The sequence below is a fragment of the Acidimicrobiales bacterium genome (assembly GCA_035630295.1).
Classification (GTDB): Bacteria; Actinomycetota; Acidimicrobiia; order Acidimicrobiales; family Iamiaceae; genus Iamia.
This window is the reverse complement of the sequence record DASQKY010000023.1, coordinates 14,556-35,755: the sequence shown is the minus strand read 5'-3', so window position 1 is coordinate 35,755 and position 21,200 is coordinate 14,556. Positions and strand designations below refer to the sequence as shown.

The window sequence follows — 21,200 nt, the reverse complement described above, 5'->3', positions numbered from 1 at the left end:
GGGAGGGGGAGGGGGGCTACGGGTAGGTGGGGTCGGGCGCCGGCGAGCCCTCGCCCCGGGCCCGGGCGGTGGCGCCGGGGGCCAGGCGGTCGATGAGGGCGTCCTGGGCGTCGGGGACGTCGGACAGGGAGGCCAGCTCGGCCAGCTGCTCCACCCGGCGCACGTGGCGGTCGCCCTCGAACTCGGTGGCCAGCCAGGTGGTGGCGATCTCCTCGGCCAGCGCCGTGCCCACCACCCGGCCCCCGATCGACAGCACGTTGGCGTCGTTGTGGAGGCGGCTCAGGCGGGCGGTGAACAGGTCGTTGCACAGGGCGGCCCGCACGCCCCGCACCGCGTTGGCGGCCAGCTGCTCGCCCTGGCCGGAGCCACCCATGACGATGCCCCGGTCGACGGCGCCGGCGGCCACGGCCCGGGCCACCGCGGCGCAGTAGGCCGGGTAGTCGACCGACTCGGCCGAGTCGGTCCCGGCGTCCACGACGTCGTGGCCGGCGTCGCGCAGGAAGGCCACCAGGTGGGCCTTGAGGTCGTAGCCGGCGTGGTCGGAGCCGATGGCGATGCGCATCAGGCCGAGTATGACCGCGACCGGCGGACCGGGAAGGCCAGGTCCACCAGGCCCTCGACCAGGTCCTCGATGTCGGTGGCGCAGCGCTCGTAGGCCCGGCGGGACATGCCCATGGGGTCGGCCACGTCGTCGCCGGGGTGCTCGCCGAGCAGGTCCGTGGGCCGGCGCCCGGCGCTGACCCGGGCCAGCCACGCGTCGAGGGGCTCGAGGGCGTCGGCACCGGGGTCGGCCCCGGGGACGGGGCGGCGGGGGCCGACGGCGCCGGCCCGGCGCACCAGCTCCCGCAGGGTGAAGGTGCGGGGGAAGGCCTCGGGCCGGAGGGCCACGGCCTCGCGGACGTGCTCGCGGGCCATGCCGATGACCAGGTCGGCCTGGGCCACCATCTCCGGGGTCAGGGCCCGGCTGCGGTGGGCGCCGAGGTCGACGCCCCGCTTGGCCAGGGCCCGCACCCCGTGGGCCGAGGCCGGCACGCCCTCGGACACCAGGCCGGCCGAGTGGACGTGGGCGTCGATGCCGGCGGCGGCCAGGCGGTGGTGGAGCAGGGCCTCGCCCATGGGCGAGCGGCACTGGTTGCCGGTGCAGAGGACGAGGACGTCGACGGGGGCGATGGGTCGGATTGTAGTGAGCGCCCGGCTCGCCCCTACCGTCCAGCCACCCCCGACGCGGGGCGCGTCGACGGGCCCGGCCCGGCCCGCGCTGGCCCGGTCCGCGGGGGTCCGATCGTCCGCCCGCCAGGTGCCCGTCCCGCCGGAGGCCCGCCGCCATGTCGACGCCCGTCGCCCGCGACCTCGATCCCCGCCTGCCTGTGCTGGTCGGGGTGGGCCAGCTCAACGTGCGCACCGACCGGGGCGACGATCCGGCCGAGCCGACGACCATGCTGGCCCGAGCGGCCCGGGTGGCCGCCGACGACAGCGGCGTGGCCGACCCCGCGGCCCTGCTGGCCGGCCTGGACACCGTCGCCGTGGTCGACATCCTGTCCTGGCGCTACCGGGACCCGGCGGCCCTGGTGGCCACCGCCCTGGGGGCCGAGCCCCGCCGGCGGTGGACCACGGTGGCCGGCGGCAACTACCCGCAGACGCTGGTGAACCGGGCCGGGGCCGACATCGCCGCCGGGCGGGCCGACCTGGTGCTGATCGGCGGGGCCGAGGCCTGGCGCACCCGCCAGGCGGCCCGGGCCTCGGGCCAGGACCGGGGCTGGACGGCCCAGGGCGACGACGTCGTGCCCACCGAGCGGCTGGGTGACGACACCCCCCTGGCCTCGCCGGACGAGATCAGCCGGGGCCTGTTCCTGCCCGTCACCCACTACCCCATCTTCGAGAGCGCGGTGCGGGCCGCGGCGGGCCGGACCCAGGAGGAGCACCAGGCGGTGGTCTCCGAGCTGTGGGCCCGGTTCAGCGCGGTGGCGGCGGCCAACCCCCACGCCTGGATCCGCGAACCCCGCACCGCCGAGGAGATCCGCACGGTCACGCCGGGCAACCGCATGATCGGCCACCCGTACCCCAAGCTCATGAACTCCAACAACAGCGTGGAGCAGGCCGCCGCCCTGCTGGTGTGCTCGGTGGAGCGGGCCCGGGCCCTGGGCGTGCCCGCGGAGCGGTGGGTGTTCCCGTGGACCGGCACCGATGCCCACGACACCTGGTTCGTGGGCAACCGGGTGGCCCTGCACCGCTCGCCGGCCATCGGCATCGCCGGGACCGAGGCCCTGCGCCTGGCCGGCGTGGGGGTCGACGACCTGGCCCACGTGGACGTCTACTCGTGCTTCCCCTCGGCCGTGCAGGTGGCGGCGGCCGAGCTGGGCCTGGGCCTCGACCGGCAGCTCACCGTCACCGGGGGCCTGAGCTTCGCCGGGGGGCCGTGGAACGACTACGTGTCGCACTCCATCGCCACCATGGCCGAGGTGCTGCGGGGCGACGCCGGGTCGGTGGGCTTCGTCACCGCCAACGGCGGGTTCCTGACCAAGCACGCCTTCGGCGTCTACTCGACGGACCCGCCGCCCCGGGGCCGGTTCATGGCCCGCGACTGCCAGGCCGAGGTCGACGACGTCGGGTCGGTGGAGCTGGTGGCCGACTGGGAGGGGGCGGTGCGCATCGAGGGGGCCACGGTGATGTACGACCGCGACGGCGCCCCCGAGAAGGCGTTCCTGGCCGTGCGGACGCCCGCCGGCGACCGGGCCTGGGCCACCAGCACGGCCGAGGACGTGATGGCCCTGGTCACCGAGGACGAGCCCGTCGGCGTGGCCGCCCACCGCACCGCCGAGGGCGACCTCCGCCTCTGACGGCTCCCCCCGGCGCCCAACCGGGCACGGAAGAGCCGGGATGTCGGGCACTTTCGTGCCGGGTTCGGGGTGAGCGGGGTGCCGGGCCGTCGTAGGGTCGGGCGATGGGTCTGTTCCGCCGGGGCCGAGAGGAGAGCGCCTCCCCGCTGCCCGGGGCCGCGCCCGCCGACCCGCTGGCGGCCATCGACCGGGCCGCGGTGCCACCCCGCCTGCTGCCGGCCGTGGACGGGGCGGTGGCTGCCGCCGTGCGCTACCGGGGCCTGGTGGCCAGCCGGCCCGAGGGCCCGGTCCGCGACCGGGTGGCCGCCCTCGGGTCCCGGGTCGACGCCGGTGCCGTGGCCGTCTACCAGGCGGCCCTGCAGGCCCGGCGGCTCGACGAGGTGGCGACCACCCTCGACCCCGTCGCCGTGACCGCGGCCTACAAGGAGGCCCGTCGCCGCCACGACGCCGACCCCGAGCTGGTGGAGGTGCACCGGGCCCGGTTCGAGTCGGTGCAGCGCATCCTCAACACCCGGGAGGAGCTGGACGGGCGGTTGGAGCTGCTCCAGGTCCGCCTGGAGGCGGCGGTGGCCCGGGCCGCCGAGCTGGCCCTCTCGCCCTCGGCCGGGGTGGAGGCGGTGGAGGCCGACCTGCGCGGCGTCACCGACGAGCTCACCGGCCTGCGCGCCGGCCTCGACGCGCTGTCCTGACCCGCCGTCCGGTCGCCCGCCGGAGGCTAGAAGTCGAAGAGGTCGTCGAGCATCGACTTGCGGCGCTTCTTCTTGTAGTGGTCGCCCTCGGGCCGGCGGTGCTCGTCGTAGCGGGGCCGGTCGTCGTACCGCGGCCGGTCGTCGTAGCGGGGCTCGGGGGGACGGTCGGCGTAGCGGGGCGGCTCGGCGTAGGGGGCCGGGGGCGGCGAGGCGGGGACCTCGGGGGCGGGGGCCACCACCGCCACCCGGTCCAGGATCTTGTCCAGCTCGCCCCGATCCAGCCACACGCCACGGCACTGGGGGCAGAAGTCGATCTCCACCCCTTCACGGGCGGAGATGGAGAGGCCGACGTCGCACACGGGGCACTTCATGGGGGGGAGCGTACCGAGGGGGCGGGGCCGTGGCCGCCCGCGGCTGAACGGTCGGGAGCCGGTGGTGCGGCCGAGGACGGGCCGCGCGGGCCCTCACGGCGGGAGCCGCCGGGCGTGCGCCGTGTTGCCGGCATGTGAAGATTTGCGGCGGGGGAGGAGCGCCCCCTAGTTTGCGCCTTGGTTCACAAGCGCCGGTCCCGGGCTCCCGGGGCCGCTCTCTCCAAGGTGCTCGAGTGTTCGACCTGCGTGCCAGGCAAGACCTGAACAGAGGGTTCAGCGACGCCCTCGGGCGCGGTGTCGACCTGGCCCTCACCCCCCTGGTCTTCGGGTTCGTGGGCTGGATCATCGACCGGGTGGCCGGCACCAGCCCGCTCTTCACCATCGCCGTCGCCGCCATCGGCGTGGTCGGCACCGGGGTGAAGATCAAGCTGGGCTACGACAAGGACATGGCCGCCCACGAGGGCACCGCCGCCACCGCCCCCCGGTCCGTGGCCCCGGCCCCCGTCGCGCCGGCGCCGAAGCCCTCGGGGAGGGCCCGATGACGGCTCCGGCCCCCGCCTTCGCCACCCGCGACACCTCCGGTGCCCCCGCCCCCGAGGGCCAGATCATCCGCGACCTGGTCCGCCGCGGGCTCAAGGTGGCTCCCCTGGCCCTCCTGGTGGGCCTCCTGGGCTGGAACCTCGAGGGCCTGGCCTCGGTGGCCCTGGCCCTGGCCCTGGTGCTGGGCAACTTCGTGGCCGCCGCCGCCCTCCAGTCCTGGGCCGCCCGCATCAGCTACGCCCTGGTCATGGGGGTGGCCCTGTTCGGCTTCCTGATCCGGCTCGGGATCATCTCCGGCGTCGTCCTCCTGGTGGGCGACCAGCCGTGGATCGAGCCCCTGCCCCTCGGCCTCACCCTGGTGGTGGGCCACCTCGGCCTCCTCGTGTGGGAGACCCGCTTCGTCTCTGCCTCCCTGGCCTTCCCCGGCCTCAAGCCCGACCTCGTGAAGGAGTAGCGCCGACGTGTTCGCGCTGGAGTTCCCCCCCCTCGGTCACATCGTCGACTGGCCCGGCTTCTTCGGAGACGGCGAGATCTACGAGTTCAACAAGGTCGCGCTGATCTACATGTTGGCGATGGCCCTGACGCTCCTGATCTTCGCGCTGGGCAACCGCAAGCAGCTGGTGCCCACGGGGGCCCAGAACCTGGCCGAGATCTCGGTGGAGTTCGTCGAGCAGCAGCTCATCGAGCCCACCGTGGGCCACAACGACCGCAAGTGGCTCCCGCCCTTCATGCTGTCGCTGTTCTTCTTCATCTTCTTCACCAACATCTTCGAGGTCATCCCGGTCATCCAGATGCCGGCCTCGGCCCGCATCGCCCTGCCCCTGTTCCTGGCCCTGCTCTGCTACGTGATCTACCACGGCGCCGGGTTCAAGGAGCACGGCTTCGGCTACCTCAAGGCCGCCCTGGTCCCCCCGGGGGTGCCGGTCTTCCTGCTGCCGCTGGTGGTGCTCATCGAGTTCGTCTCGAAGTTCCTGGTGCAGCCGTTCAGCCACACCGTCCGTCTCTTCGCCAACCTGCTGGCCGGCCACATCCTGCTCGTCACCTTCGCGGTGCTCAGCGCCGGGCTGTGGACCGCGGACTGGACCGCCGTCTTCCTGCCCCTCCCCGCCTTCGCGGTGGTGTTCTTCACCGCCTTCGAAGTCATGGTCTCGTTCCTGCAGGCCTACGTGTTCACGCTGCTCTTCGGCGTGTACTTCGGCTCGGCCGTCAGCCACGACCACTGATCCTCCCGATCCTCTCCCCTCACAGACCCACGTCCTCCGACCCCACCCCCCGCCCTAGCGGACTCGGCTTCGCCGACACCGACCCCACCAGGAAGAAGGAACTGAGCCCCATGCTCCTCGCACAAGCTGCTGAGACCGCCGCCACCAGCGGCATCACCAACAAGGGCCTGGCCGCCCTGACCTACGGCCTCGGCGCCATCGGCCCGGGCATCGGCATCGGCTACCTGGTCGGCCAGTCGGTCCAGGCCATGGCCCGCCAGCCCGAGGCGGCCGGCATGGTGCGCACCACCATGTTCCTGGGCATCGCCTTCGTGGAGGCCCTGGCCCTCATCGGCTTCGTGGTCTTCTTCCTCGGCCAGGGCGCCTGATCCTGTCCTCGTCGACAGAGAAAGGACTGCGCATGCGTCGCATCCGCCTCTTGCTCACCGCCGCTGCCGCGGTGCTCGCCATCCTCGCCTTCTCGTCCCCGGCCTCGGCCGCGGAGGGTGAGGCGGGGGCCAACCCGGTCGAGGATGTGATCCACGAGGCCGAGGAGAACGGGGCCACCCACTCCGACGCCGAGTGCATCGAGATCCTGGCCGAGGGGGGCACCATCGACGAGTGCCGGGCCGCCCCGAGCCCGATCCTCCCCGAGACCAACGAGATCATCTGGGGCGCCTTCGGCTTCCTGGTGGTGTTCGGGGCCCTGGGCTTCTTCGGCTACCCGGCCATCAAGAAGACCATGAACGAGCGCACCGAGAAGATCCGGGGCGACATCGAGGCCGCCGAGGCCACCCGGTCCGAGGCCGACCAGGTCAAGGCCGGCTACGAGGCCCAACTGGGTGACGCCAAGGCCGAGGCCACCCGCATCATCGAGGAGGCCCGCCAGACCGCGGACACCCTTCGCGCCGAGCGGGTCGCGGCCCTCGACGCCGAGATCGTCGAGATCCGGCAGCGGGCCGCCACCGAGGCCGAGGCGGCCAAGGCCCAGGCCCTGGCCGACCTGCGGGGCGAGGTGGCGTCCATCGCCATCGGGGCCGCCGAGCGGGTGGTCGAGGCCAGCCTCGACACCGAGGCCAACCGGGCCCTCATCGACGCCTACATCGACCAGGTGGGGGCGTCCCGCTGATGGCCGAGCCCCGGATCATCGACGCCTACGCCGAGGCGGCCTTCCTCCTCGCCCGGGCCGAGGACCCCCTGGGCGAGGTCGAGGACGAGCTGTTCCGCGTCGCCCAGGTCATCCGGGGCAACGACGAGCTGCTCGGCACGCTCTCGGACCCGCACATCGAGCCCGCACGCCGCCAGCAGGTCGTGGTCGACCTGCTGGGCGGCAAGGCCCAGCCGACCACCGTGAACCTGGTGGGTCTGGTGGTCGGCAACGGCCGGGCGCGGGATCTCCCCGCCATCGTCGACGCGCTGGTCGAGCGCAGCGCCGCCTCCCGCCAGAAGGCGGTGGCCGACGTCCGCTCGGCCGTGGCCCTCACCGACGAGCAGACCTCACGGCTGGCCGAGGCCCTCGGCCGGGCCACCGACCGCAACGTCGAGGTCAAGGTCATCGTGGACCCGACCGTCCAGGGCGGCCTCGTCGCCCAGGTCGGCGACACCGTCATCGACGGCACCGTCCGCCGCCGCCTCGAGCAGCTCCGCGCTGCTCTCTAGGCCCACCCGTCACCACTCCGGCGCCGGCCCCGAGCCGGTGCGAACCCAGGAAGCGAGCCGATGGCTGAGCTCACCATCACCCCCGAAGACATCACCGCTGCCCTCCGCAAGAACCTGGAGGGCTTCACGCCCGACATGGCCGCGGCCCAGGTGGGCCGGGTCATCGAGGTGGGCGACGGCATCGCCCGCGTCGAGGGCCTGCCCGACTGCGCGGTCAACGAGATGCTGGAGTTCCAGGACGGGTCCACGGGCCTGGCCCTGAACCTGGACGAGGGGTCGATCGGCGCCGTGGTGCTGGGCGACGTCCAGGGCATCGAGGAGGGCCAGTCGGTCCGGGCCACCGGCCAGATCCTCTCGGTCCCGGCCGGCGACGGCCTGCTGGGCCGGGTGGTGAACACCCTGGGCCAGCCCATCGACGGCAAGGGCGCCCTGACCAACGTCCAGGACCGGCGCATGGAGATCCAGGCCCCGGGCATCACCGGGCGCAAGCCGGTGCACGAGCCGCTGCAGACCGGCATCAAGGCCATCGACGCCATGACCCCCATCGGCCGGGGCCAGCGCGAGCTCATCATCGGCGACCGCAAGACGGGCAAGACCACCGTCGCCATCGACACCATCCTCAACCAGAAGGGCCTGGGGGTGAAGTGCGTGTACGTGGCCATCGGCCAGAAGGCCTCCACCGTGGCCCAGACCGTGGCCACCCTGGCCAGCCACGGCGCCATGGACTACACGGTCGTGGTGGTGGCCCCGGCCTCGGACCCGGCGCCCTACAAGTACCTGGCCCCCTACGCCGGCTGCGCCATGGGCCAGCACTGGATGGAGAACGCCGAGCACGCCCTGGTGGTCTACGACGACCTGTCCAAGCAGGCCGAGGCCTACCGCCAGGTGTCGCTGCTGCTGCGCCGCCCGCCGGGCCGCGAGGCCTACCCCGGCGACGTCTTCTACCTGCACAGCCGGCTCCTGGAGCGGGCGGCCAAGCTGTCCGACGCCAACGGCGCCGGGTCCATGACCGCCCTGCCCATCATCGAGACCAAGGCCGGCGACATCTCGGCCTACATCCCCACCAACGTGATCTCCATCACCGACGGCCAGGTCTTCCTGGAGGACGACCTGTTCAAGTCGGGCGTGCGGCCGGCCATCAACGTGGGCCAGTCGGTGTCCCGGGTGGGCGGCGCGGCCCAGATCAAGGCCATGAAGACCGCGGTGGGCACCCTCAAGGGTGACCTGGCGCAGTTCCGCGAGCTGGAGGCCTTCGCCTCGTTCGGCTCCGACCTGGACAAGGTGTCCCAGGCCACCCTGGAGCGGGGCTACCGCCTCACCGAGCTGCTCAAGCAGGGCCTCAACTCGCCCCTCCCGGTGGAGGAGCAGGTGCTGGTGCTCTACGCCGGCACCCGGGGCCACCTCGACTCGGTCCCGGTGCCCCGGGTCAAGGAGTACGAGACCGACCTCATCACCTGGTTCCGGACCCGCCACGGCGACATCCTCGACGCCATCCGGGACGACGGGAAGATCCCCGACGAGGACGCCCTGACCGCCGCCATCGAGGCCTTCACCCACGACTTCGCCCCCGACGGCGAGGCCTGAGGGACCGGGGCAGGTAGGAGCACCGCATGGCCGGAGGCCAGGAGAGGACGCTGCGACGGCGCATCAAGTCCGTCCAGTCGACCAAGAAGATCACCAAGGCGATGGAGCTCATCGCCGCCAGCCGCATCGTCAAGGCCCAGCAGCGGGTCGCCGCCGCCCGGCCCTACGCCGAGCAGATCACCGAGGTGATCGGCAACCTGGCCCGGGCCGGGGCCGGCCGGGGCTCGCCCCTGCTGGAGGCCCGCGACGAGGTCCGCTCGGTGGGCATCGTGGTCGTGGCGGCCGACCGGGGCCTGGCCGGGGGCTACAACACCCAGATCATCCGCCTGGCCGAGCGGGCCCTCACCGAGGCCCGGGAGGCGGGCCAGCAGGTCACCCTGGTCACCGTGGGCCGCAAGGCCGATGCCTACTTCCGCTTCCGGGGCCACGACATCGCGGCCAGCTTCGGCGGCTTCACCGACGAGCCCACCTACGAGGACGCCCGGGCCGTGGCCGGGGCGGTCACCGAGCGCTTCGCCGAGGGCGACATCGACCGGGTGGCGCTCTTCTACACCCGCTTCGTGTCCCTCGGCGTCCAGCGGGCCACCGAGGCCACCTACCTCCCCATCGACACCAGCGAGGTCGACGAGGCCGTCACCGAGGGCCCCACCGCCGACTACGAGTTCGAGCCCAGCCCGGCCGAGATCCTCGACCGGCTGCTGCCCCGCTACGCCGAGGCCCGCCTGTACGCCGCCCTGCTGGAGTCGGCCGCCTCGGAGCACGCGGCCCGCCAGCGGGCCATGAAGTCCGCCACCGACAACGCGGAGGAGCTCATCGTGAAGCTCAGCCGTGCCATGAACCGAGCCCGCCAGGACGCCATCACCACCGAGATCATGGAGATCATCGGCGGGGCGGAGTCCCTGCGCGAGGGCGCCGGCGGCGGCGAGGACCTCCTCGTCGACCGCATCGGCGGCGTCCACGACCTGCTTCCCGACTCGCTCGCCCGCTGAGCACCCCCCAGGAGACCGTGACATGACCGTCATCGACGAGCCGAAGACCCTCCCCGAGGGCCGGGTGGTGGCCATCGCCGGCCCCGTGGTCGACGTGGAGTTCCCGCCCGACGCCCTGCCCGAGATCAACACCGCCGTCTCCATGACCGTCGAGAACGACGGCGACCCCATCGTCATCGGCGGTGAGGTGGCCCAGCAGATCGGCGACAACCGGGTGCGGGTCGTGTGCCTGAAGCCCACCGACGGCCTGCGCCGCGGTGTCACCGTGCGCAACACCGGCCGGGGCATCTCGGTGCCGGTGGGCGACGTGGTCCTGGGCCACGTGTTCAACGTGCTGGGCGAGCCCCTCGACATCTCCTCCGAGGAGCTGGGCGAGGTGGCCGAGCGCTGGGACATCCACCGCGACGCCCCCGCCTTCGACACCCTCGAGCCGTCGGCCACCATGTTCGAGACCGGCATCAAGGTCATCGACCTGCTCACCCCGTACAAGCAGGGCGGCAAGATCGGCCTGTTCGGCGGGGCCGGCGTGGGCAAGACGGTGCTCATCCAGGAGATGATCCGCCGGGTGGCCCAGAACCACGGCGGCGTGTCGGTGTTCGCCGGGGTGGGCGAGCGCACCCGTGAGGGCACCGACCTCCTCATCGAGATGGAGGAGGCGGGCGTGCTGGAGAAGGCCGCCCTGTGCTTCGGCCAGATGGACGAGCCGCCCGGCGTGCGCCTGCGGGTGGCCCTGTCCGCCCTGACCATGGCCGAGTACTTCCGGGACGTGCAGCAGCAGGACGTACTGCTGTTCGTGGACAACATCTTCCGCTTCACCCAGGCCGGCTCCGAGGTGTCGACCCTGCTGGGCCGCATGCCCTCGGCCGTGGGCTACCAGCCCACCCTGGCCGACGAGATGGGCCAGCTGCAGGAGCGCATCACCTCGACCCGGGGCCGGTCCATCACCTCCCTGCAGGCGGTGTACGTGCCGGCCGACGACTACACCGACCCGGCACCGTTCACCAGCTTCACCCACTTCGACGGCACCACCGAGCTCTCCCGCGACATTGCCGCCCTGGGCATCTACCCGGCGGTGGACCCGCTGGCCTCCACCTCCACCATCCTGGCCCCCGAGGTGGTGGGCGACCGCCACTACAACGTGGCCCGCGAGGTGCAGCGCATCCTCCAGCGCTACAAGGAGCTGCAGGACATCATCGCCATCCTGGGCCTCGACGAGCTGTCCGAGGAGGACCGCATCACCGTGTCCCGGGCCCGCAAGGTGCAGCGCTTCCTGTCCCAGCCCATGTACGTGGCCGAGACCTTCACCGGCCTGCCCGGCGTGACCACGCCGGTGGACGAGATGGTCGACTCCTTCGAGGCCCTGGTCCAGGGCGACCTCGACGACCTGCCGGAGCAGGCCTTCCTGAACGTGGGTGGCGCCGACGCCGCCCGCGAGAAGGCCGAGCAGCTCCAGCGCGGGAGCTGAGGGTCGTGGCGCTCGAGGTCCAGGTCGTCTCGCCCGAAGCCATCCTCTGGTCGGGTGAGGCCGAGCGGGTCATCACCCGCACCCTCGGCGAGGGCGACATCGCCTTCCTCACCGGCCACGCCCCGTTCGTGGGCGCCCTGGGCATCGGGGTCACCGAGATCCTGGGCGCCGACGGCGAGACGGTGCGGGTGGCCGTGCACGGCGGCTTCGTCGAGGTGAGCTACAACCGGGTCTCGATCCTCTCGGACGTGGCCGAGCTGGCCGACCACATCGACGAGGACCGGGCCCGCCAGGCCAAGGAGAGGGCCGAGAAGGCCCTCCAGGAGGCCCACGACGACGAGAACCAGGCCGCCCTCCAGCGCGCCGAGACCCGCCTCCGCGCCAAGGGCACCCTCACCTCGGCCTGACCGACCGTCAGCGCTTCGCGCGCCCGGACAACACCAGCCCGCCCGCCGAGAAAATCTTTTTGGGGGGAGGTTTGGGCCTCCTGGGAGGCGGGCAACATGGCCCACGTTGCAGTTGCGAGGTCGTCGAAACCCCGCCTTGCCGGCCTCAATCCGAAAGTGGCTGCAGCAAACCACCCGCATCGAGCCCGCCGGTCCCTCCCCCCCGCCGGCGGGTTCGACGCGTCTGGCGTCATGTCGGCGCGCCGAAGGGCCCCCGAGGCCGGCCGACACAGCGGGCGCCAGCTGGTCGCCGGGACGGGCGCGGCCGAGGGCGACCGCGCCGCCGGTCAGAACAACGAGGTGACCTGCTCCGGGGGGCGGCCGATGACCGCCGAGCGGCCCCGGACCACGATGGGGCGCTCCAGCAGGACCGGGTGCTCGACGATGGCGTCCAGCAGCTCGTCGGAGCTGGCGTCGGCCAGGCCCAGCTGCCGGTAGGCGTCCTCCCCGGTGCGCATCATGGCCCGGGGGTCGTCGATGCCGAGCATGCCCATCAGCCCCACCAGCTCCTCGCGGGTCGGTGGCTCCTTCAGGTACTCGCGCACCTCGACCTCGACCGCCAGCTCCTCGGTGAGGATGGCCTTGGCCTGGCGAGACTTGGAGCAGCGGGCGTTGTGCCAGATGGTGGCGTCCGGCAAGGGATCCTCCGAGGGGTGGCGCCGGGTTGGGTGGACCGGCGGGCGGGGCGACGGGATGGCGGGGTGCGGCTCGGGACGGCCGCTCAGCCGTAGTCGATGGAGCTGAACTCCTGGAGCTTGTCGGTGCGGTGGCGGGCGTCGATGCGCCGCACGGTGCCCGACTTGGACCGCATGACCAGCGACTGCGTGGTCGCCCCCGACGCCGTGTAGTGCACGCCCCGGAGGACCTCGCCGTCGGTGATGCCGGTGGCGGCGAAGAAGCAGTTGTCGCCCTGCACCAGGTCGTCGGTGAGCAGCACCTGGGACAGGTCGTAGCCGGCGTCCACCGCGGTCTGGCGCTCGTCCTCGTCCCGGGGCCACAGCCGGCCCTGGATCTCGCCGCCCATGCACTTCATGGCCGCCGCGGCCAGGACCCCCTCGGGGGTGCCGCCGATGCCGAAGAGGATGTCGGCCCCGGCCTCGGGCCACGCCGTGGACACCACGCCGATCACGTCGCCGTCCTGGATGAGGCGGATGCGGGCCCCGGCCTCCCGGATCTCGGCGATGAGCTGGTCGTGGCGGGGCCGGTCGAGCACCACCGCGGTGACGTCGCGCAGCGACTCGCCCTTGGCCTTGGCCACGGCCCGCAGGTTGTCGGCCACCGGGGCGGTCACGTCGACCAGGCCGGCGGCCTCGGGCCCGACGGCCAGCTTCTCCATGTACACGCAGGGCCCCGGGTTGAACATGCTGCCCCGCTCGGAGACGGCGATCACCGAGATGGCGCCGCCGCGACCGAGGGCGGTGAGGGTCGTGCCCTCCACCGGGTCGACGGCGATGTCGGTCTGCGGGGGCGTGCCGTCGCCGATGCGCTCGCCGTTGTAGAGCATGGGCGCCTCGTCCTTCTCGCCCTCGCCGATGACGACGATGCCGTCCATAGCCACGGTGTCCAGGACGATCCGCATGGCGTCCACCGCCGCCCCGTCGGCCCCGATCTTGTCGCCCCGGCCCATCCACCGCGAGGCCGCCATGGCCGCCGCCTCGGTCACCCGGACCAGCTCCATGGCCAGGTTGCGGTCCGGTACCTGCTTCTCGGGCGTCATGCGATCGACAGTAGTGGAGGGCACCGGGAACCGATCACGGCCGGGATCGCCGTCGGCAGCCCCTGCCAGGCCTGCGGCGCGACCGGCCGGAGGTGTCGCGGGGGACCGGTAGGTTGCCGGAGATGGCTGAGGTGCTCGCCGCCGTCGACGTCGGCACCAACTCGCTGCACCTGGTGGTGGCCCGCGTCGTCGACGGCGACCGCTTCGAGGTCATCACCCGCGAGAAGGAGCAGGTCCGGCTGGGCCAGGGCGCGGGCGACATGAAGACTCTGGCCCCCGAGGCCGTCGAGCGGGGCGTGGCCGCCCTCGGCCGGTTCCGGCGCCTGGCCGACGCCCACGGCGCCGAGCTGCGGGCCGTGGCCACCTCGGCCGTCCGGGAGGCCGAGAACCACGACGACTTCCTGCGCCGGGCCCGGCGCCAGGCCGGCGTGGAGGTCGAGGTCGTCTCCGGCGTGGAGGAGGCCCGGCTCATCCACCTGGGCGTGCTGTCGGCCCTGCCCGTCTACGAGCGGCCCCTCCTGCTGTGCGACATCGGCGGCGGCAGCACCGAGCTGCTGCTCGGGCTGCGGGGCGAGGCCCGGGCCGCCCGGTCCCTCAAGTTGGGGGCGGTCCGGCTCACCAACCGCTTCTTCGCCGACGGCCCGCCGTCCAAGTCCGACATCGAGGCCTGCCGGCGCCACGTGAGGGGCGCCCTGGTGGCCTTCGAGCGGGAGGTGCGCCGGGTGGGCTTCGAGGTGGCGGTCGGCTCCTCGGGCACCATCGAGCAGGTGGTGCGCCTGGCCCGCCGCCGGGCCGGCGACGACGACCCGGCCCGCACCTGGAACGGCGCCACGGCCACCGCCGGGGAGATCGGCGAGGTCGCCGCCGAGCTGGCCCGGGCCGCCCGCAAGGGCACCCTGGACCAGGTGGAGGGCCTCGACCCCAAGCGGGCCGACATCATCACCGCCGGCGCCCTCATCCTCGAGGGGGTGGTGCAGCGCCTCGGCGTCGAGGAGCTCACCCTCAGCGAGGCGGCCCTGCGGGAGGGCGTGCTCATCGACACCCTGGAGCGGGTCCGGGGCGGCTCGCTCCACCGGGTCACCGACGTGGGCCGCCACAGCGTCCGCCACCTGGCCGACGCCAACGACCCGGACCCGGCCCACTCGGCCTGGGTGGCCACGCTGGCCCTCCAGCTCCACGACGACCTGGCCGGGCTGCTCGGCCTCGACGCCGAGAGCCGCGACCACCTGGAGGCGGCCGCCCTGTTGGCCAACGTGGGCCTGGCCGTCAGCCACGACGGCCACCACAAGCACTCCTACTACGTCATCCGCAACAGCGACCGGCTGGTCGGCTTCACCGACGCCGAGATCGAGCGCATCGCCCTGGTGGCCCGCTACCACCGCAAGAGCGCCCCCAAGGCCCGCCACCCCGAGTTCGCCCGCCTGGCCCCGGAGGAGCAGGCCGTCGTCCGGGCCCTGGCTGCCCTCCTGCGGGTGGCCATCGGCCTCGACCGCACGCACGGCCAGCGGGTGGCGGCGGCGCGGGCCCGCGCCGTCGGGGGCACCGTCGTGGTCGAGGTCACGCCGGCCGACGGCGCCGAGGTCGACCTGGAGCTCCACACCGCGGCCGAGCGCTCCGACCTGCTGGCCGACGTGCTCGACCGGCCCGTCGAGGTCGTCCGGGCCGGCGCCCCGACCCGGGCCGGCGCCTCGACCCGGGCCGACGCGCCGTGAGCGGGCCGGGGGGGCCGGGGCCCGGGCCGCTGGGCCGGTCGGTGGTGGTGGCCGACGGCGCCGCGCCCCCCCCGGCCTGGGCCGACGCCCCCCGTGTCCGGGTCGACGAGGCCGCCCTGGCCGCCCCCTCGGAACTGGTGGCAACCTTGCACGGGGCGTGGGCCGAGCGGCGGCCGCTGGTCATCGACCTGGCCGTCGACCCGGCCCGGTTCCGGGAGCCGGAGCACATCTCCGCCACCCCGTGGGAGGTGGGTGTCGACCTGGACCTGGTCGGCGATCGGCTCCACTTCCTGCTGTGGGCCGACACCTGGGACGCCAGGGGTGACGAGCCGGTGTGGTGGTGGGGGGTCAAGGCCGCCCGCCTGGCCGACGGGGCCGTCGCCACCCCCGGCGGGCCCGGGGACCTGCGCCTGGCCGACGGCACCGCCCTGTGGGTGGACGGCGGGCCCCGCCAGCCCCTGGCCCGGGCCGACCTGGGCGGGCTGGGCGTGGTCCATCGGGAGTCGGTCGAGGCCGGCCACCTGGCCGTCGCCCCCGAGCCGACGCCCCCCACCGCCGACCTGACCCCCTCCGACCCCGCCCACCGCCCCGGGAGCGACGTCGTCGTCGCCACCGCCCTGGAGGAGGACCAGCGGGCCGCGGTGGCCCACAGCCGGGGCCCGGCCCGGATCGTGGCCCCCGCCGGGTCGGGCAAGACCCGGGTGCTCACCGAGCGCCTGCGCCACCTGCTGGTCGACCGGGGCTGGGAGCCCGGCTCGGTGCTGGCCGTGGCCTACAACGTGAAGGCCCGCGACGAGATGGTCGAGCGCACCGCCGGCCTGGGCGCCCGGGTCCAGACGCTCAACGGGCTGGCCTACGGCATCCTGGCCCAGGCCCGCGACGGCGCCCCCCCGGTGCTCGACGAGCGGGAGGTGCGCCGCATCCTCGACGGCCTCGCCCCCTCCCGGCAGCACCGGGCCAACACCGACCCCACCGCGGCCTACATCGAGGCCCTCACCGAGGTCCGCCTGGGCCTGCGCGACCCGGCCGTCGTCGAGCAGGAGCGGGGCGACGTGCCCGGCTTCGCGGCCCTGGTCGGGCCCTACCGCCAAGAGCTGGCCCGCCGGGGCGCCGTGGACTTCGACGAGCAGGTGGCGGCGGCCATCGAGGCCCTGCTGGGCGACGGCCACCTGCGCCGGCGAGTCCAGGCCCGCCACCGCCACGTGCTGGTGGACGAGCTCCAGGACCTCACGCCGGCCCACGTGCTCCTGCTGCGCCTCGTCGCCGGCCCCCCCCTCGACGTGTTCGGCGTGGGCGACGACGACCAGGTCATCTACGGCCACGCCGGCGCTGATCCCCGCTTCCTCATCGACTTCGCCCACTGGTTCCCGGGCGGTGGCGAGCACGCGCTGGAGGTCAACCACCGCTGCGCCGCCCCCATCGTCACCGCCGCGGCCACGCTGCTGTCGTACAACCACCGCCGGGTGGCCAAGGTCATCCGCCCCCGGGCCGACGCCGCCTCCGACCCCGGCGCCGTGCGGGTGGTGGCGCATCCCCCCTCGGGCGGGGCCGACGCCCTGGTCGGCGCGGTCCGGGGCTGGTTGGAGGCCGGCCACGACCCGGACGGCATCGCCGTGCTGGGCCGGGTCCACGCCCTGCTCCTGGCGCCCCACGTGGCCCTGGTCGAGGCGGGCATCCCCGTGCGCTCGACGGTGGGGCCCGACCTGCTGGAGCGCACGGGGGCTCGGGCCGCCCTGGCCTACCTGCGCATCGCCACCGAGCCCCAGGCCATCGCCCCCGCCGACCTGGCCGAGGTCTACCGGAGGCCCAGCCGGGGCCTGCCCCGGTGGATCACCAAGTGGTTCCGCCGGCCCATGACCGTGGCCGAGGTGGCCGCCATCGCCTCCCGCATCGACGACGCCAAGGTGGCCGACAAGGTCACGGCCCTGGCCGCCGACCTCGGCGTCGTGGCCCGTGCCGGCCGCACCACCCGCCAGGTCCTGGAGGTCGTCCGCGACCAGGTCGGGCTGGGCGAGGCCATGGCCGGCCTCGACCGCTCCAAGGGGGGCGAGGGCTCCAGCCAGCTCGACGACCTGGAGGCCCTGATCCAGGTGGCCGACCTCCACCCCGCCCTCGACGGGTTCGAGGCCTGGCTGCGGGACTCGCTGCGGGGCGGGGCCCGGCGGGGCGAAGCCGCGGTCACGCTGTCGACCGTGCACCGGGTCAAGGGCCGGGAGTGGCCCCGGGTGGTGGTCGCCGGGGTCACGGCCGGGCTCCTGCCCCACCGCCTGGCCCTCGACGAGGAGGAGGAGCGCCGCGTCCTGCACGTGGCCCTGACCCGGGCCCGCGACGAGGTGGTGGTGCTGGGCGACGCCGGGCGGCTCTCGCCGTTCCTGGCCGAGCTCGAGGGGCGGGCGCCCCACCGGCCCGAGCGGTCCGCCCGCCGGGCCGGCGCCCCGGCTCCTGCCGCCCCGGCCGCCGGTGGCCGGCCCCGCCGCGAGGGCGGCCGAGCGGCGCCCGGGGTCCCGTTGGAGGGCGTGGCCGCGGCCCGGGAGGAGGCGCTGAAGGCCTGGCGGAGGGAGCGCAGCCGGGCCGACAGCGTGCCGGCCTACGTGGTGGCCTCCGACGCCACCGTGCGGGCCATCGCCGAGGCGGCCCCGGCCACCCTGGCCGCCCTGGCCTCGGTGCCCGGCATCGGCCCCACCAAGCTGGCCCGCTACGGCGAGGCCGTCCTGGCCGTGGTGGCCTCGGCCGAGGACCCGGGTCCCGGCGCCAGCCCGACCCCCGCCGCCGGCCTCCCGCTCTGACCGACGGTGACACCGGCGGTGGTGCCGCGTGACGGACGCCACCTCGCCGGGGCATCATGGGTGTCGGCGCGCCGACGCGTGCCGTACCCGCTTCCCCATCCGGAGGCCGTCCCATGCTCCGCACCTCCCGCGGCCGGCGCCTGCTCGGCGCGGTGGCCGTCCTGGCCCTCGGGCCCGCCCTGGCCGCCTGCGACCCGCCCCCCGACGCGCCCCGGGATCGCGTGCCGCAGATCGTCTCCACCGTCCCCGCCGAGGTCGACCCGGCCACCTTCGCCGGCCCCCTGCGGCCGTCGCCCGACATCGAGGAGGTGGCCGTCGGCCTGGACGGCCGGACGGTCCGCGTGGTGTGGACCGGCGCCCCGCTGGCCTGCGAGGGACCGGCCCGCATGCGCTTCGCGGCGGTCGACCGGGTCGAGCGCTCCGGCGGCGACTGGCTGCGGGTGGCCCTGGAGGTCCGGGCCGCGGCCGGTGACGCGGTGCCCGAGCCTGCCCTGTGCGACAGCGCCGTGCGGTACTCCACCACCGAGCGCATCCCCGACGAGATGGTGGTCACGGACGGCACCGAGGTCGTGGGGGCCACCGACGAGGGGTGACGCCACCGGCGGCGGTGACGCCACCGGCGCGCCGTCCGGCCGCGGGGCGACGCTGGCTGGCGCTGACGCCTGCGATACTGGTCCGATGCGCCCGCGCCCCGTGACCTGCCGGACCGTGAGGTCGGTCCGATGAAGCTCCGCCGCCTGCTCGGGCGCGACGACCCCGGTGACGGCGACGCCACCGGCCCGGCGGACGCCGACGGCGACGACGTGGCCCGGGTGGTGGGAGGGGCCGACGACCTCGACGACGCCGGCCCTGACGACCGCGGAGGCCCGGCGGCCACCGGGGCGGAGGAGTCCACCGGGTCGGCCGACGGCTCCGCCCCCACCGGCGGAGCCACCGCCGCGGTGGCCGAGGCCGGTGCCGAGGCCGTCGACGGCGACCCGGGCGCCGGAGGGACGGAGGAGATCGAGGGCGCGGAGGGCGCCACCGCCGAGGACGTCGAGGCCGTGGAGGCCACCGACGAGGACGCTGATGAGGGCGCCGCCGACGAAGACGCTGACGAAGACGGGGCCGAGGGCGCGACTGCCGGCCCGGACGGGGAGGGCGAGGACGAGGACGACGGGCCCGGCCAGATGGCCTTCGAGCTGGCGGACTGGGGTGCCCGGGAGCGCAAGCTGCTCGACGACCAGCTCGGCGCCCTGGGGGTGCCCCGGGCCTGGGAGGCCAGCACCCTGGTGGTCGACGCCTCCAACGCCGACGCCGTGGACGACCTCATCGACGAGATCGAGGAGCGCACCGCCCTGGACCTGGCCCCCGGGGTGGAGCCCGTCACCTACGAGGTGGGGGACTGGCCCCTCGGCCTGGAGGACCGCTTCATCGAGGCCCTGATCGAGGCCCGCATCCCCCACCAGCGGGGCTACCGCGAGATCGCCGTCGGCGTCGACGACGAGGAGCAGGTCGACGCGCTGATCGAGGCCCTCACCGCGGCCTGGGAGGACGAGCAGCCCACTGAGGAGGAGCTCGACGGGCCCGACGCCCAGCAGGTGCTCTCCGAGCTGTTCGTCTCCGCCGATCGCCTCCTCCACGACGCCACCGACCGGCCCGCCACCGTCCGCTTCGACGACGCCGCCGGCTCCGTGGCCGAGATGGGCCTGCCCTTCGGCTTCGCTCCGGGCGACTGGGACGACGTGGTGGCCCGGGTGGCGGACCTGCGCACCCTGCTGTCCGAGGCCGAGTCCACCGACGAGCAGATCACCGAGGCCGCCCGCGACCTGCGGACCCGGCTCCGGCCCCTGGTCTAGGCCCGCTCCCCTGGCCCCCGGGGGGCGGTCGGCCGGTACGGTGAGCAGATGTTGCTGGCCGAGCTGGAGGTCTTCCAGTCCCGCCCCATCGCCCCCACCCGGAGGGTGGCGCTCGGCTCCTGCACGCTGCCGGTGACGCCCGCCCCCGGCTTCGGGGGCATCCTCCTGGGCGCGGTGGCCGGGGCGTTCGTCGGCCGGGTCGACGCCGACCTGTTGGCCGACCTCGACCGGCTCACCCACCAGCTCGAGCACGGCTACCGCATCCCCCAGCCCCGCCTCCGCCACCGCTTCCAGACCGACCACGTGGGGCTCACCCGGCGGGTCCACCGCCTGGTGGGCGACGGCGAGCGCATGCACCTCGACCTCGACACCTCGGAGGGCACGTCGCCGGGGCCCCAGGTGCTGGCCGTGGTCTACGCCGCCGGCCGCCTCCCCATCGAGGTCCGGGGCCCGGTGATGCGGGTCGTGCGCCGGGGTCTGCGGTGGCGGGGCCCGGCCGACCAGCACCTCCTCGACGTGGTCAGCGGGCGGGGTGCCGGCCTGGTGGCCGCGGTCGGTCGCTACGCGGACCCCGAGGCCTGGGCCCTCGGGGTCCTCGGCCTGGTCGGCCCCACCCCGGACCGGAGGGCGGTCCAGACCCGGTTCCGGGAGCTGTTGCGAGTCGCCCACCCCGACCACGGCGGCGGCCGGGCCCAGGCCCCCGAGCGGATCGCCGAGCTCACCGAGGCTCGCCGCATCCTGTTGGCCTCGTGACCGCTCCCGGGGCCCTCCTGCTGACCCCCGGCGCCGGGGCCGGGCGCGACCACCACACCCTGGTGGCGGTGGAGGGCGCCGTCGCCCCCCTGCCCGTGGCCCGGGTCGACTTCCCGTACCGGCGCGAGGGGCGCAAGGCCCCCGATCGGGCCCCCAAGCTGGTGGCCTGCATCGTGGAGGAGGCCGCGGCCCTGACCGGTCGGGCCGGCGTCGACCCCGAGGCCCTGGTGCTGGGGGGCCGGTCCATGGGCGGCCGCATGTGCTCGATGGCGGTGGCCGAGGGCCTCCCGGCCGCCGGGCTCGTCCTGCTCAGCTACCCCCTGCACCCGCCGGGCAAGCCTGACCGGCTCCGCACCGAGCACCTGCCCGCCCTGGACGTGCCGTGCCTGTTCGTGGCCGGCACCCGGGACCCCTTCGGCACGCCGGAGGAGGTCGAGGCGGCCACCGCCTCCATCCCCGGCCCGGTCACCCACGTGTGGCTGGACGGCGCCGGCCACGACCCCAAGGGGATGGACGGCGCCATCGCCGCCGCGGTGGCCGACTGGCTACCCACCCTGGCCTGAGCCCGCCCCGCCGGAGGGTCGGAGGTCGATTGACCGCCGGGGCACGCCG

The 21,200-nt window shown here is 74.8% G+C and carries 23 protein-coding genes; 18 read left to right on the top strand and 5 right to left on the bottom strand.

The window, feature by feature from the left end; genetic code table 11:
• Positions 1 to 16: 16 nt before the first annotated feature.
• Positions 17 to 562 (bottom strand): ribose 5-phosphate isomerase B, encoded by a 546-nt coding sequence (gene rpiB / locus VEW93_05955; GenBank protein ID HYI61331.1) that lies wholly within the window; start codon positions 560 to 562, stop codon positions 17 to 19.
• On the bottom strand, positions 562 to 1,170 hold the full coding sequence (locus VEW93_05950; protein HYI61330.1) for a hypothetical protein: 609 nt from the start codon (positions 1,168 to 1,170) through the stop codon (positions 562 to 564). The genes rpiB and VEW93_05950 overlap by 1 nt, the downstream gene beginning before the upstream one ends.
• A 155-nt stretch (positions 1,171 to 1,325) precedes the next feature.
• Here VEW93_05950 and VEW93_05945 point away from each other — a divergent pair, with 155 nt between their 5' ends.
• Both VEW93_05945 and VEW93_05940 read left to right on the top strand, forming a co-directional pair.
• Positions 1,326 to 2,837, top strand: coding sequence for an acetyl-CoA acetyltransferase (locus tag VEW93_05945; protein HYI61329.1), 1,512 nt, complete (start codon positions 1,326 to 1,328; stop codon positions 2,835 to 2,837).
• 104 nt (positions 2,838 to 2,941) lie between these two features.
• Positions 2,942 to 3,526 carry a hypothetical protein gene (locus tag VEW93_05940; protein ID HYI61328.1) on the top strand — a complete coding sequence of 195 codons (585 nt, stop codon included), beginning with the start codon at positions 2,942 to 2,944 and terminating at the stop codon, positions 3,524 to 3,526.
• Positions 3,527 to 3,552: 26 nt separating this feature from the next.
• Here VEW93_05940 and VEW93_05935 read toward each other — a convergent pair whose 3' ends face one another.
• Positions 3,553 to 3,897, bottom strand: coding sequence for a zf-TFIIB domain-containing protein (locus VEW93_05935; GenBank protein HYI61327.1), 345 nt, complete (start codon positions 3,895 to 3,897; stop codon positions 3,553 to 3,555).
• A 233-nt stretch (positions 3,898 to 4,130) separates the two neighbouring features.
• Between VEW93_05935 and VEW93_05930 the strand changes: the two genes are divergently transcribed.
• From VEW93_05930 to atpC, 10 genes are all read left to right on the top strand, one after another.
• Positions 4,131 to 4,439: an AtpZ/AtpI family protein gene (locus tag VEW93_05930; GenBank protein ID HYI61326.1), complete on the top strand. Its 309-nt coding sequence runs from the start codon at positions 4,131 to 4,133 to the stop codon at positions 4,437 to 4,439.
• A complete protein-coding gene (locus VEW93_05925) occupies positions 4,436 to 4,891 on the top strand; it encodes an ATP synthase subunit I (GenBank protein HYI61325.1) in 456 nt (151 codons plus the stop codon). Before VEW93_05930 ends, VEW93_05925 begins: the two co-directional genes overlap by 4 nt.
• A 7-nt stretch (positions 4,892 to 4,898) precedes the next feature.
• Positions 4,899 to 5,660 (top strand): F0F1 ATP synthase subunit A, encoded by a 762-nt coding sequence (atpB, locus tag VEW93_05920; protein HYI61324.1) that lies wholly within the window; start codon positions 4,899 to 4,901, stop codon positions 5,658 to 5,660.
• A 110-nt stretch (positions 5,661 to 5,770) separates the two neighbouring features.
• Positions 5,771 to 6,028, top strand: coding sequence for an ATP synthase F0 subunit C (gene atpE, locus VEW93_05915; protein ID HYI61323.1), 258 nt, complete (start codon positions 5,771 to 5,773; stop codon positions 6,026 to 6,028).
• A 32-nt stretch (positions 6,029 to 6,060) separates the two neighbouring features.
• Positions 6,061 to 6,768: a F0F1 ATP synthase subunit B gene (gene atpF / locus VEW93_05910; protein HYI61322.1), complete on the top strand. Its 708-nt coding sequence runs from the start codon at positions 6,061 to 6,063 to the stop codon at positions 6,766 to 6,768.
• Positions 6,768 to 7,298 (top strand): ATP synthase F1 subunit delta, encoded by a 531-nt coding sequence (gene atpH / locus VEW93_05905; protein ID HYI61321.1) that lies wholly within the window; start codon positions 6,768 to 6,770, stop codon positions 7,296 to 7,298. The genes atpF and atpH overlap by 1 nt, the downstream gene beginning before the upstream one ends.
• A 60-nt stretch (positions 7,299 to 7,358) precedes the next feature.
• The gene (atpA, locus tag VEW93_05900) at positions 7,359 to 8,882 is read left to right on the top strand and encodes a F0F1 ATP synthase subunit alpha (protein ID HYI61320.1); all 1,524 of its coding nucleotides are present in this window, start codon (positions 7,359 to 7,361) and stop codon (positions 8,880 to 8,882) included.
• Positions 8,883 to 8,908: 26 nt separating this feature from the next.
• Positions 8,909 to 9,871, top strand: a complete 963-nt coding sequence (locus VEW93_05895; protein ID HYI61319.1) for a F0F1 ATP synthase subunit gamma — start codon at positions 8,909 to 8,911, stop codon at positions 9,869 to 9,871.
• A gap of 22 nt (positions 9,872 to 9,893) precedes the next feature.
• Entirely contained in the window at positions 9,894 to 11,336 is a 1,443-nt protein-coding gene (atpD, locus tag VEW93_05890; GenBank protein ID HYI61318.1) for a F0F1 ATP synthase subunit beta, read from the top strand.
• Positions 11,337 to 11,341: 5 nt separating this feature from the next.
• Positions 11,342 to 11,743: an ATP synthase F1 subunit epsilon gene (atpC, locus tag VEW93_05885; protein ID HYI61317.1), complete on the top strand. Its 402-nt coding sequence runs from the start codon at positions 11,342 to 11,344 to the stop codon at positions 11,741 to 11,743.
• Positions 11,744 to 12,069: 326 nt separating this feature from the next.
• On the opposite strand, the gene arsC is transcribed toward atpC, so the two are convergent.
• Together arsC and glpX are read right to left on the bottom strand one after the other, a co-directional pair.
• Positions 12,070 to 12,420, bottom strand: coding sequence for an arsenate reductase (glutaredoxin) (gene arsC, locus VEW93_05880; GenBank protein HYI61316.1), 351 nt, complete (start codon positions 12,418 to 12,420; stop codon positions 12,070 to 12,072).
• A gap of 83 nt (positions 12,421 to 12,503) precedes the next feature.
• Positions 12,504 to 13,499, bottom strand: coding sequence for a class II fructose-bisphosphatase (gene glpX / locus VEW93_05875; protein HYI61315.1), 996 nt, complete (start codon positions 13,497 to 13,499; stop codon positions 12,504 to 12,506).
• Positions 13,500 to 13,621: 122 nt separating this feature from the next.
• Between glpX and VEW93_05870 the strand changes: the two genes are divergently transcribed.
• The 6 genes from VEW93_05870 to VEW93_05845 all read left to right on the top strand — a co-directional run bounded on the left by VEW93_05870 (position 13,622) and on the right by VEW93_05845 (position 21,151).
• Positions 13,622 to 15,211 carry a Ppx/GppA phosphatase family protein gene (locus VEW93_05870; GenBank protein HYI61314.1) on the top strand — a complete coding sequence of 530 codons (1,590 nt, stop codon included), beginning with the start codon at positions 13,622 to 13,624 and terminating at the stop codon, positions 15,209 to 15,211.
• The gene (locus VEW93_05865; GenBank protein HYI61313.1) at positions 15,208 to 17,997 is read left to right on the top strand and encodes an ATP-dependent DNA helicase UvrD2; all 2,790 of its coding nucleotides are present in this window, start codon (positions 15,208 to 15,210) and stop codon (positions 17,995 to 17,997) included. Before VEW93_05870 ends, VEW93_05865 begins: the two co-directional genes overlap by 4 nt.
• 113 nt (positions 17,998 to 18,110) lie before the next feature.
• Positions 18,111 to 18,590, top strand: a complete 480-nt coding sequence (locus VEW93_05860) for a hypothetical protein (protein HYI61312.1) — start codon at positions 18,111 to 18,113, stop codon at positions 18,588 to 18,590.
• Between the two features lie 129 nt (positions 18,591 to 18,719).
• Complete coding sequence (locus VEW93_05855) at positions 18,720 to 19,835, top strand: hypothetical protein (protein HYI61311.1); 1,116 nt, start codon at positions 18,720 to 18,722, stop codon at positions 19,833 to 19,835.
• A gap of 48 nt (positions 19,836 to 19,883) precedes the next feature.
• Positions 19,884 to 20,588 (top strand): hypothetical protein, encoded by a 705-nt coding sequence (locus VEW93_05850; GenBank protein HYI61310.1) that lies wholly within the window; start codon positions 19,884 to 19,886, stop codon positions 20,586 to 20,588.
• Positions 20,585 to 21,151, top strand: coding sequence for an alpha/beta family hydrolase (locus tag VEW93_05845; GenBank protein HYI61309.1), 567 nt, complete (start codon positions 20,585 to 20,587; stop codon positions 21,149 to 21,151). Before VEW93_05850 ends, VEW93_05845 begins: the two co-directional genes overlap by 4 nt.
• The last annotated feature ends 49 nt before the right edge of the window (positions 21,152 to 21,200 follow it).